7 protein-coding genes are annotated in these 11,657 nt (G+C 70.0%); 2 read left to right on the forward strand and 5 right to left on the reverse strand.

The window, feature by feature from the left end:
• Positions 1 to 161 precede the first annotated feature (161 nt).
• A complete protein-coding gene (locus tag ABT114_RS46470) occupies positions 162 to 1,136 on the reverse strand; it encodes a helix-turn-helix domain-containing protein (RefSeq protein WP_351152338.1) in 975 nt (324 codons plus the stop codon).
• Between the two features lie 239 nt (positions 1,137 to 1,375).
• Between ABT114_RS46470 and ABT114_RS46475 the strand changes: the two genes are divergently transcribed.
• Positions 1,376 to 5,491, forward strand: a complete 4,116-nt coding sequence (locus ABT114_RS46475) for a hypothetical protein (protein WP_351152341.1) — start codon at positions 1,376 to 1,378, stop codon at positions 5,489 to 5,491.
• Between the two features lie 326 nt (positions 5,492 to 5,817).
• On the opposite strand, the gene ABT114_RS46480 is transcribed toward ABT114_RS46475, so the two are convergent.
• Positions 5,818 to 6,495 carry an alpha/beta fold hydrolase gene (locus ABT114_RS46480; protein WP_351152344.1) on the reverse strand — a complete coding sequence of 226 codons (678 nt, stop codon included), beginning with the start codon at positions 6,493 to 6,495 and terminating at the stop codon, positions 5,818 to 5,820.
• Between the two features lie 556 nt (positions 6,496 to 7,051).
• Between ABT114_RS46480 and ABT114_RS46485 the strand changes: the two genes are divergently transcribed.
• The gene (locus ABT114_RS46485; protein WP_351152346.1) at positions 7,052 to 8,017 is read left to right on the forward strand and encodes an alpha/beta fold hydrolase; all 966 of its coding nucleotides are present in this window, start codon (positions 7,052 to 7,054) and stop codon (positions 8,015 to 8,017) included.
• Between the two features lie 132 nt (positions 8,018 to 8,149).
• On the opposite strand, the gene ABT114_RS46490 is transcribed toward ABT114_RS46485, so the two are convergent.
• The 3 genes from ABT114_RS46490 to ABT114_RS46500 all read right to left on the reverse strand — a co-directional run bounded on the left by ABT114_RS46490 (position 8,150) and on the right by ABT114_RS46500 (position 11,608).
• Complete coding sequence (locus ABT114_RS46490; protein WP_351152349.1) at positions 8,150 to 8,476, reverse strand: hypothetical protein; 327 nt, start codon at positions 8,474 to 8,476, stop codon at positions 8,150 to 8,152.
• A gap of 118 nt (positions 8,477 to 8,594) precedes the next feature.
• The gene (locus ABT114_RS46495) at positions 8,595 to 10,781 is read right to left on the reverse strand and encodes an ATP-binding SpoIIE family protein phosphatase (RefSeq protein ID WP_351152351.1); all 2,187 of its coding nucleotides are present in this window, start codon (positions 10,779 to 10,781) and stop codon (positions 8,595 to 8,597) included.
• A 191-nt stretch (positions 10,782 to 10,972) separates the two neighbouring features.
• Positions 10,973 to 11,608 carry a TetR/AcrR family transcriptional regulator gene (locus tag ABT114_RS46500; protein WP_351152354.1) on the reverse strand — a complete coding sequence of 212 codons (636 nt, stop codon included), beginning with the start codon at positions 11,606 to 11,608 and terminating at the stop codon, positions 10,973 to 10,975.
• Between the last annotated feature and the right edge of the window lie 49 nt (positions 11,609 to 11,657).

Here is an 11,657-nt window from a genome sequence, read left to right on the forward strand (position 1 = left end):
GCCCGGCGCCCGGGAGCGTGCCCTGACTTCGGTGCGGATGTCGCCCTGGACCCGGCTGCCGACGACTTCGCCGACCAGGTCAGGGGTGAGTGGGCGCCGGTGCTTGAGGGAGCACCGGCGCCCACGGTCTTTCGCTCCCGGCCCCCTGAACCAGAGGGGGTTCAGAGCCAACCGCGGCGGGCCGCCTGCGCACCCGCCTGGAATCGGCTCGTCGCCCCGAGGCGGGTGGTCAGGTCGGTGATCCGGCGGCGCAGGGTGCGTTCGCTGAGGCCGAGTTGGCGGGCTATGGTCTCGTCCTTCAGCCCGGCGTGGAGCAGGTGGAGCAGAGCGCGGTCGGCCTCGCTGAGGTCGGGCTGCTCTTCCGTCTCCTGGGCCTCGCTGCCGAACACGGGGGTGGCCTGCTGCCAGCTGGCCTCGAACAGCTCGACGAGGGCGTCGCACAGCGGTGACCGGTGGACCAGCGCGGCGGTACTGCGCAGGCCGTCCGCGCCGGCGGTCAGCGGAACGAGGGCATCGCGGCGGTCGAAGACCAGCAGCTTCAGCGGCACATGGGGCAGCACCCGGGCTTGTTCCCCGAGGAGTACGAGGTGCTGGAGCAGTTCCGCGCGCTCGGGGATGGCCAGCACCTGGCTCGAGTAGATCGCCCGTGCCCGCACGCCACGGGCCAACAGATCCTCCTCGAACTGCAACGCACTCGCGTCGGCCGTGAGATAGGGCGGGGTGTCGAAGCACAGGACCTCGTGCTCGGCGCCCGCCATCAGCTCGGTCAGCCAGGCGGTGATCGCGGTCGGCCCCTCGACGATCTCGACCAGCCGGCTCGGATCAGAGCTCAGCTTGCGCTCGTTGAACTCGGCGCCATAGGCGTCCAGCGCGGCCGCCGCGCGCTCCAGCTCCAGACGGCGCGTGCGGATCAGGGCGGCCAGGCCGATGCGCGGGTCCACCGGGGCGTAGCGGGTGGGCCGTCCCGCCGAGGGCACCGCGAGGCCCGCCGCGACCAGTTCGTCCAGCATGCGGCGAGCCTGTGCCGTGCCGCAGGACTGATGCCTGGCCAGTTCGATCGCCGTCAGTGGCGGCGAAGCCAGCAGATGGCGATAGGCGCGCTCGGTCGGATCGTCGAGACCCAGGGACTCCAGCACAGGTACGCCTCTCCTTCGCACTGCCCGGCCCAGGCGGCGTGTGGCCGCTACCGGCTGCTGACCGGTATCGGCCAGCCGTTCCTCACCCGGTTGGACGGGCGCGCTGGAACAGTACCGGCATCTCCCTAAGGGCGGTTCACCAGTGCATCCTGCGACGCGACCGCCCTGTTCCCACCCGAGAGGCGCACGGTCCATTGATAATCCGAAGAAGGGGCATACGCTCCGGCATAGTCGCCACCGTGCTCGGGCTTGCCGCGGGCCTGCTGGTCACACCGCCCGCTCAGGCGGATGCCCCGCAGCACGCGAAAGGCATCCGGCTGACCGCCGCCGCGATCGAGAAGCTCAGCAAGCGGTACCAGACACGGATAGACGGCACGCCCGGACAGGTCGCCGCCCAGCAGGGCCCCGCCGCCCCGGCCCCGCAGGGCACGGCGCCGAGCCTGAAGGCAGGCTCGGAGAACCGGACGGACACCGCGCCCACCGCTCCGGGCCTCAAGCGGACCGGGCAGTGGGAGACCGCGCGGGGCTTCGCCGAGGGTGTGGCGCTCGGCGGCACCAAGGACTGGGTGGGCGTCTTCAGCGGCGGCACCATCGCCCGGTACGACGCCCAGGGCAAGCAGGTGTGGGGCCGCGGAGCCACCTCCTTGTACAAGGACTGGCAGGTGACCCCTGACAACTGGTTCCAGCCGTACGACTATCTGCCGAACCTCTATGTCGGCTACAACCCGTACCAGATGTCGGCCAGCGGCAAGCACCCATACGTGACGAGCGACTTCGACGGCGACGGTGTCGACGACGTCGCCGTGGCCTACGCGGTGGGCGACTGGCCGGGCCGGCCGTTCTCGTCGCCCGGTTCGCAGCTCCACCACGGCACCTTCGTCACCGTCCTGGACGGCCGTACCGGAAAGGCGGCGTGGCACAAGCTGGTTCCCGGCTCCGTCGGCACCATGCTGGTCCAGGACGGCAAGCTGATCGTCGCCGACTCCACCGGCCCGGACTGGGGCGCCGATCCGGTCGCCGAACAGGGCGACAGCCGCAGCAACCTGACCGCCTACAGTTTCCGCCGCGCCGCTCACGACAAGCTGGCCGGGACCGCCGACTGGACCTACTCGACACACGCACCCTGGGCCCGCTGGGGCGATCTGACGTCGCTGGGCGCCGGCCGGATCGCCGCCTCCTGGTCCGACACCCCCATGGGCCTGGGCAGCCCGCGCCCGGCCGCCGGCAACGTGCTCGTGCTCGACACCTCCGACGGCAAGGTCGCGTCGCACGTCAAGACGCCCGGCTACCCGCGCATGCTGTTCAAGGACCCGGGCGCGGACCGCGTCCTGGTGGTCGAGCAGAACGACCTGTTCGACAAGGTGCGCTGGGACCTGACCGCGATCGACGCGCACAGCGGCGACCGCGCGGTGCTCGCCTCACGTGAGGGCACCGTGCCGGAGGCATTCCAGGTCCTGCCGAACGCCCACGGCGGTCAGCCCCGGTTCGCGGTAGCCGAGCTCGGCGTGGAAGCCGACCTGTCGGACGGTCAGAGCACCATCTCCGGCTGGGACGGTCAGGGCCACACCCTCTGGTCGTATACCACCGCCTCCATGGTCGGCCGTCCCAACGCCCCGACCATGGGGCTGTCGTCCGACGCGAAGGGCAGCGAGGTGTTCGCCTCGCTCTCGGACCCGACGAAAGACACCGCTGCCACCCCCGCGGGTCCCGAGCACACCCAGCTCCTCGGACTGAATGCCGCGACCGGTCACCTCGACTGGCGGCGGGAGGGTGCCGTATCCGGCGACACGCTCACCAGCTACCAAGGCGGACTCCTCACCGTCGGCTATGACGACACCGCCTACACGGTCAACCCCAGCAGCGGCAAGGCGCAGGCCATGCCCCTGGCCGGCGACATCTACGCGGCTGTCGCCACGGACGTGAACGGCGACGGGACCAAGGACCTGATCACCGGTGGTCAGAGCCGCGGCGTCTTTGCCCTCGACGGCAGGACCTTGAAGAAGGCGACGCCGACCGTCCTGTGGAGGGCCACGGTCGACAGCTCAGTGCACGCCCTGCGTCTCCTGCCGAAACCCGGCAAGGACACGGCCGACGACTCCGTGGTGGCCGCGACCGATGACGGCTTCGCCGTGCTGAGCACGCACACCGGTGACGTACGCGCGCACGTGCCCACCGGCGGCTATGTCGCCTCGCTCACGGTCGTGGGCAACGGACACAACGGCTTCGAGATCGTCGTCCCGGGCAGCAGCCTGACCGCGTACACCGCGCAGGGCAAGAAGCTCTGGACGTACCGGCCGAAGGGCACGGAGGGCAAGAGCCTGTTCTTCTCCAGCGTCACCACGGACGACGCCGGACACCTGTTTTTCGAGTACGGCGGCACGCACAAGGGGGGCTTGCCCAGGGAGGTCACCGATCCGGCGCCGACGGCGGTCAGCCTGGACGCCGCCACCGGCACCCCGATCTGGACCGAGACCCCGACCGGTTCGGGCGCCGTCGCGATCGTGCCGACCAACCCGGCCCTGGCCGATCCGAACATCCCGGGCGCGGACGGGCATGGTGTCGCCTTCGCGTACACCGGCGATTTCACGACCTACCACCACCTGGTCCAGATCCTCGATTCCCGCACGGGCGCGGTGATCAAGGCCTACGACAGCCCCGGGATGTCGCAGGGCTTCGTGGCGTCCAAGAAGACCGGCCTGGTCGAGATGCGCGAGTTCAACGACATGGTCTACCCGGCGGACGGCAGCGAGCCCTACGACGTGCCCACCTTCTTCGGCTTCCACTCCGGAGTGTTCGCCAAGTCCGTCGGCGGAACCGAGGCGTTCGTCGGCGCCTACCAGGCTCTGTGGTCCTACGACACACCCTTCGCGGACAACGACGGGTTCCTCCGCGAGAGCGCCGTGGACTCCGCCCTGGGGGCGAGCCAGGTCCAGACAGCCGAGCTGGGCGACGGGCCTGGTGACGACATGATCGGTCTCGCGCTCGACTGGCGCGCCCTGAAATTCTCGGACGCGGCGATCGGCGACGCCGTCAACGACATCGACTACTTCCCGCACGGCCTGACCACCTACAAGCTCTCCGAGGACGAGCCCACCCGGATCCCCGCCCCGGGCGGCGGCACAGCGGTCGCGGCTCCGCCGGCCGCTGCCCGGACCGATCAGCCCGACGGCAACCGCCCCCGCAGCGCGAGCCCGCTGAAGGAACTCGACATGCCGATCGGCACCGCTTCGGTCCCGATCGAGATCCAGAGCAAAACCGCGGCAGCCAAGAAGCTGAGCGTGGGCCTGGACAACACCAGCGAGGTCACCCGCGGCTACACCCCGCAGCAGATCCAGGCACGCCTGGACCTCAAGGGCGACGGCACCGGCCAGACGATCGCGATCGTCGACGCCTACCACTATCCGACGGCGAAGCAGGACCTCAACCACTTCTCCGCGCACTTCGACCTGCCGCAGACCTGCGATACGGCGAGCGCGGGAGAGGACTGCTTCGACTTCCAGCAGGTCTACGCGGACGGCACCCAGCCCGACGCCGACACCGGCTGGAACGAGGAAGCGGCGCTGGACATCCAGTGGGCGCACTCGGTGGCCCCGCACGCCAAGATCGTCCTGGTCGAAGGCACAGACCCGACCATGGCCGCGCTCTCCCGGGCCGATGACGTCGCCGCGGCACTGCACCCGGCCGCGGTCAGCAACAGCTGGGGCACCGCCGAGTTCTCCGAGGAGGCCTTCTACGACGGCCACTGCAAGCTGGCCGACTCGGTCTGCGTCCAGTCGACCGGGGACTCGGGCTACCCCAGCGGCTACTCGGCCACCAACCCCTACGCTCTGGCCATCGGAGGCACCAACCTCCGGCTGGACGCCGACGGCAACACCACGGGCGAGACGGCGTGGAAAGCCACCGGTGGCGGCCTGAGCTACTTCGAGCCGCGCCCGGCCTATCAGGACGGCGTGCAGTCCTCGCCGCTCCGGGCCACGCCGGACGTCAGCTTCGTGGCCGACCCCGCCACCGGCGTGCCGGTCTACATGACCATGACTGTCGGTGACACCACCAGATCCGTGTGGTTCGAGGTGGGCGGCACCAGCCTGTCCGCCCCGATCTGGGGCGCGATCATCGCCTCGGCCGACCAGCTCCGGGCCGCCGCCGGCAAGCCGCACCTGGCTTCCGACGGGTCTGAGGGCGACACCGCGCACACCAGTGTGTACGCGCTGGACAGCTCCTCCCTGCGCGACATCACCTCCGGCTCCAACGGCCGGTGCGGTGCCGAGTGCACGGCCGGACCGGGCTACGACACCGTCACCGGTCTCGGCTCGCCCATCGCGGGCGTCGACGCGGCCCTGGCGGCGCTGAAGTAACCGCCCAGCGCAAGCACGCAGGGGCCCGGCATCCCTTCCGGACGCCGGGCCCCTGTTGTACGTCCGGCCAATGCCGGCCCCCCTCGAGCCGGCACCGCATCGACCCGCCTGTGGGCGATCGCCCACGCCTGTCATTCCCGTACGGCCGCGTCCACTCGATTCGACGGCGCGCGGCGAGTTCGTGCTGTTCCGGCGGTCCGACGGTCAACGACATCCGCGAATTACCCCGGGATCGATGACACGACAGGCCACCACTCCCACGGAATCACCGAGCCCATGCCCCATCGGAGAAGACGCGCTCAGCACGTCGGAAAGACAACAGCTCCTCAGGCGTTCCAGTGCGCCTCAAGGGCTGCGGCGACCTCAGCCGGCTTCTGGATCAACGTCCAGTGGCTGCAGTCGAGCTTGAGGATCCGGGACGCTCGCACGGCTTCGCCGAGTTCATCGGCGAACGCGATCGGACAGGCCGGGTCGAGCGTCCCCCAGAGGACCAGGCACGGCGCGGACACGTTCGCCAGCTCCGGTTCCCACTCCGCGCCCACCGTCACGGCGGAGCGGTACAGCTTGAGGATGCTGTCCCTCATCGAGCCGTCCACGCGACGGACCATTTCCTCGGCCACGTCAGCCGGGACATCGAGTTTGCTCAGGTCCTTGGCGAAGGACGCGGGGTCCAGCTCGTTCATGAACCGGTCCCCCTCGACCGGATCCTGCCAGATCTTGGCCAGCGGATGCCAGCCGTACTGAGCACTGACGGGAGCGCTACTGCCGGCCCACGTACGAACCAGGTCCGGCCGTATCGAAGCGACGCGCGCGGTGAGAATGCAGCCCCAGTCATGGCCGACCAGATCCACCGGCTCGCCGGCTTGCTCCAGCCGATCGATGAGCCAATCGACGTACTCCTCTTTGGTGGAGCCGAAGCCTTGCGGCCGCGGTGCGCCGAAGCCGGGCAAGTCCCAGGCCTCGACATCACTTCGGCTCAGGTGCCGGCGCACGCCGTCCCACACACGGTGGGTGTCGGGGACGCCGTGGATCAGAACTGCAGGCATGGACGAGAACTCCTTCGCAGGATAAAAACCTCATACATGAGGTTTTTATCATTCTCACGCCTTTGGCGGCGAAGTGCGACTCGGGGCCCTGGAGCCGTCATGTCCCGCCCTGCCGAACGCATGGCGAACGCATGGCCTCAGGGGATGTCGCCGCTCGGCATCGTCAGACTGCTGCACCCCGGCTCTCCGTCGCAGTCTGCGGCCGGTGGGTGTGGTGGGGACGAGAAGGAGAGTCGCACCCTTCGGCGGTGTGCCATGAACCGGTGGTGCCCGGCGAGCCCCCGCAGGACCGTTCGGGCACCGAGAGCACCGGCAACTGGACACCCGCCGGCGCCGCCGGCCCTTCCGCTGCCGGCCGGGTCACAGCCTGATGGGAATGCGATGCCTGCCGAGCGTGGCGGTGCGCGTCAAACTGAGCAACGGCCCCGCGACCACGGCGGGCGGTCACTCGGCTGTCGGTGTACCCGCGAGTAGCCTGGGTGACGGACCGACCCACCTGGAAGAGGGTGTGACCATGGTCGAGCACCGCACCGTCGCGGCTGGCGGGCCTCGGCTGCACATCGCGGAGGAGGGTGAAGGCCCCCTGGTTCTCCTGCTCCACGGCTTTCCCGAATGCTGGTACAACTGGCGCCACCAGTTCACGCCCCTGGCCGGGGCCGGATACCACGTCGTCGCCGTTGACCAGCGCGGATATGCCCGCAGCGACCGGCCCGCCGCGGTTGAGGAATACACCATCCTGCACCTCGTCGGCGATGTCATCGGCCTGATCCGCGAACTCGGCGCACAGCAGGCCGTGGTCATCGGCCACGACCTGGGCGGCATGGTCGCCTGGTCCACCGCGCTGATGCGGCCCGACGTCGTCCGGGGGGTCGTGGGCCTCAGCGTCCCGCCGCCGCAGCGCGGTCCGGTTCCTCCGTTGCAGGCGATGCGAGGGCTGTTCGGCGGCCGGTTCTACTGGAACTACTTCCAGACCCCCGGCGTCGCGGACGCCGAGCTCGCGAAGGACCCGCACGCCACCTTCCGTCGCGTGATGTACGGGCTTTCCGGCGACACCCCGCACAGTGACCCGCCGGTGGAGCCGCTCGTCCCACCGGGCAAAGGATTCCTGGACCTCTTCGAGGACCCCGAGGAACTTCCCGCCTGGCTCACCGAGGCCGACATCGACACACTCGCTACGGAGTTCACCGAAGCGGGGTTCACCGGCGCCCTCAACTGGTACCGCAACTTCGACCGCAATTGGCAGCTGACCGCCCCATGGTGCGGCGCGCAGTACCAGATGCCCGGCCGCTATCTCACCGGCGATCGGGACCTGGTCTACGGGTTCCCAGGGATGGACCAACTCCTCCCCGCGCTGCCCACGCTCCACCCGACCGTCGGACCGGCGCACATCCTGTCCGGCTGCGGCCACTGGATCGCCGAGGAACGCCCCGGCGAGGTGAATGCGGCGCTCCTGGAATTCTGCGGCGCCCTGAACAGTTGACGATCAGTCGGCTGCGGTCGAAGCCGGCACGCAATGTGGCAGCTGTCCGCGGGAGCGGCGGGCGCCCACAGTGGTGCGGGTGCTGTCACTGCCTTGATCGCGGCCTGCGGTGCAGCTGGCATCTCGACGACGTCACATGTTGCTCCTCGCCGCGTCGTCCACGGACGAAGTGCCGCCGCGCTGCCGTCGGCGATCGGCTCCCAGGCCGGCGAAGTAGGCGACGAGGTCGGGGTTGTCGACCGCCGCGGGGTTGAGGACCTGCTCGGCGGGGGCGTCTGGAGGAGGCGTTTGGCGGGGGCCTTGAGTTACTTGCCGGTTTTCGTGTGGGGGAGGGCCGGTACGGCGGGATCTCGTCGGGGACGTGGCGGGGGAGGCGCCGGCTCGGATCGCGTCGCGGATCCGGTCGCGCGGGGAGTCGTCCAGGCCGACCCTGTCGGCGAGGACCACGAAGAGCGGCATTCAGTAGCCGGCTTCAGTCGAGCATGCGATGTATGGAAACATAAAAGAAACGCCGGTCCTCGATCAGGTCGGCGAACTGGTCGTCACCCGCCCCATGCCGTCCATGCCGCTAGGGTGCTCATACGACCCCAGGAATGCCCTCCACCTCCAACGCTGCCGCGTCCGAGAAGAGCGGCGGGCCGCCCAGGGCGCACTCCGCCCAGACCGTCTTGCCACGTCGGGCATGGCGCGTTCCCCAGTGTTCGGTGAGTTGGGCGACGAGGAACAGACCTCGCCCGCCCTCGTCGAAGTCACGGGCCCGGCGCAGGTGCGGGGTCGTGCTGCCGGCATCCGCGACCTCGCACATGAGGGTGCGATCGTGGATGAGACGCAGCTGGATGGGAGGCCGGCCGTAGCGGATGGCGTTGGTGACCAGTTCGCTGACGACCAGTTCGGTGGTGAAGTCGAGTTCCTCCAGTCCCCAGGTGGTCAGCTGCTCGGAGACGCTCGCTCTGGCCCGGGCGACCTCGGCCGGGTCGGCTTTCACGTCCCAAGTGGCGACTTGACGGTCCCCGAGGGTGTGGGTGCGGGCCAGGAGGAGTGCCACGTCGTCGTGCGGTCGGTCTGCGGGCAGCAGCGCTTCGAGGACGGTGTCGCAGGTCGCCTCCAGGGAGGCGGAGGACTGCGCGAGGGCGTGGCACAGTCGGGTGAGGCCCGCCTCGACGTCGTGGTCGAGGGCCTCGATCAGGCCGTCGGTGTAGAGGGCGAGGAGGCTGCCCTCGGGCAGGTCGATCTCCGCCGCCTCGAACGGCAGGCCGCCCAGGCCGAGTGGCGGGCCGGCGGGCAGCTCGAGGATGTCGGCGGTTCCGTCCCGGGTCATCACGACGGGCAGCACGTGGCCCGCGCGGGCGAGGGTGCAGCGGCCGGCGACGGGATCGTAGACGGCGTACAGGCAGGTGGCCCCGATGTCCCCCGCGGATTCGGTGTCCGTTTGGGCAGAGACTTCGTCAGAGACTTCGGCGGCCAGGCGGACGACGACGTCGTCCAGGTGGGTGAGGAGTTCGTCGGGCGGCAGGTCGATGTCGGCGAGGGTCCGCACAGCGGTCCGCAGCCGACCCATGGTGGCGGCGGCGTGGATGCCGTGGCCGACCACGTCGCCCACCACGAGTGCGACCCGGGCACCGGACAGCGGGATGACGTCGTACCAGTCGCCGCCCACGCCGAGCTGGGCGGCAGCAGGCAGGTAGCGGCAGGCGACCTCCACGGCGGACTGCGCGGGTGTACTGCGCGGGAGCAGACTGCGCTGGAGGGTGAGGGCGGTGGCGCGCGCGTGCGTGTATCGGCGGGCGTTGTCGATGGCCACCGCCGTCCTGGCCGCGATCTCCTGGGCGAGGAGCAGGTCCTCGTCCCCGTACGCGCCGGGCTTGTGGTGACGGAAGAACTGAGCCACACCCAGAGTGGTGCCACGGGCGCACAGCGGTACCAGCAGCATTGATGCGGACGGGCCGAGGTGGTGCCGTGAGGGCCGGCCGGTGACCAGGGCGCGAGCCGGTGGTGATCCGTCGGGATACCTGTGGAGCTGCTGCGGCGGAACCGACGACTCCCCGTAGCTCGCTTCCTGGTAGGTCGTCTCGGGGTAGCAGTCCGTCACCGACTGCTGGGCGACCCGGCGGACCACGAGTGTGCCCTTCGCGGAAGGCTCGTCTCCGTAAGACGTGTCGAGGAGGTCGACGGTGACGGCGTCGGCGAAGCGCTCGGTGGCCAGGTCCGCCAACTCCTGGGCGGTGCGGGCGATGTCCAGGGTCGTTCCGACGCGTACGCTCGCCTCGTTCACCACCGACAGCCGCCACTGCACCTGGCGATCCCGCTCGTCCTGGAAGGCCACGACGCCCGTCTCCGATATGCGGTCCAGGTACTCGGTCGCCAGTGTGAACAGCTTGCGTGTCGCCGCGTTGATCGGCTCGGCATCGCTGGTGAGCCGGGGTAGCTCTTCGAGCAGCCGGTCGAGGATGAGGCCCTCCGCGAGCCGGAAGGCGCGCAGCATCGCTGTGACCGGCTTCCCGCGCTGAGCCAGCCGACGCGCGCGCTCTGCGTCGGCGGCCGGCGGATCGATCCGCCTTGGCTCGATGTCGTGCTCGATGCCGAAAAGTATGGCGACGACGTGCTCGGCGACGTTTTCCCCCGTCATCTGCGCGATGTCCGGTTCGTCCCACAGCTCGGGGACCTCGCGCCGCAGGCATTGCTCTACGTCGTGGATCAGCTCGTCCGCTCGCGGGCTGAGTTCTTGTGCGGCACGGGACAGAAGACTGTCCGCGGTGAAGTCCACGCTGACGACGTTACGCCGCCCTGGTGGACCGCGAAGCCTCAGCTGGCCGCATCTGGCTGCGCGGTGTCCGGGGGGGGGGGATCCCGGTCTCACGGGCTGGTCGTGGTCAAGGGTCCGCGCGGCCACCGGTGGACGGGGTGACGCCCACGGTTTTCCGGTGTCCACGGGGCCTGGCGCAGCCGGTGCTCGGGTCAACCGAGGTCGGGCAGCGGCCGCCGGGTCACCTGGTGGGCGTCGTCCGGGGGGACGCCCAGCATGCGCAGGACCATCTCGGCCAGGTCGGAGGCGGCCTCGTCGCCGTCGAGGTCGGGGCGGGCCAGCCGCAGCGCCACGAGGGACAGCAGGGTCCCGCCGAGGGCGGACAGGGCGGTGGTCGGGTTGGTGCAGGTGAAGCGGCCCGAGGCGATGCCGATCTCCAGGTCGCGCAGGGCTCGAGGGGCGAGGCCCCGGTCGGTGTGGATCTGGGCCAGACCGCGGTCACGCAGGATCCGCATGAGTTCAGGGTGGGAGTCGGCCATGCGGGCGGTGAGCCGGAAGCCCGCGGCGACGAGCTCGGCGGGGTCGTCGATTCCCTCTACGTGCTCGTCTATGACCTGCCCGAACTCGTCCAGGGCATCTGTCACCGCGGAGTCGAACAGCTCCGTCTTGGACTCGAAGTGGTTGTAGAAGGAGCCGAAACCGACGTCCGCGCGCTCGGCGATGGCCTGGATGCTGGCGCTGGTGTCCCCGGTTTCCGCGAGGATCTGCCGGGCCGCGCGGACGAGCGCCTGACGGGTCTCGGCGCGGCGCCGTTCGAAGCGGTTCTTGGGCGGGGCTGGCGTCGACATACGGCGAGTGTAACAACCGTCACGATCAGTCTGCCATTACTGATGAGAT

This window comes from Streptomyces sp. NPDC002088, from assembly GCF_040296605.1.
Classification (GTDB): Bacteria; Actinomycetota; Actinomycetes; order Streptomycetales; family Streptomycetaceae; genus Streptomyces.

What these genes read in the sequence shown, in the direction of transcription:
- ABT114_RS46485 (WP_351152346.1), top strand. Translation starts at nt 7,052, where the DNA reads ATGGTCGAGCACCGCACCGTCGCGGCTGGCGGGCCTCGGCTGCACATC.
- ABT114_RS46490 (WP_351152349.1), bottom strand. Translation starts at nt 8,476, where the DNA reads ATGCCGCTCTTCGTGGTCCTCGCCGACAGGGTCGGCCTGGACGACTCC.
- ABT114_RS46500 (WP_351152354.1), bottom strand. Translation starts at nt 11,608, where the DNA reads ATGTCGACGCCAGCCCCGCCCAAGAACCGCTTCGAACGGCGCCGCGCC.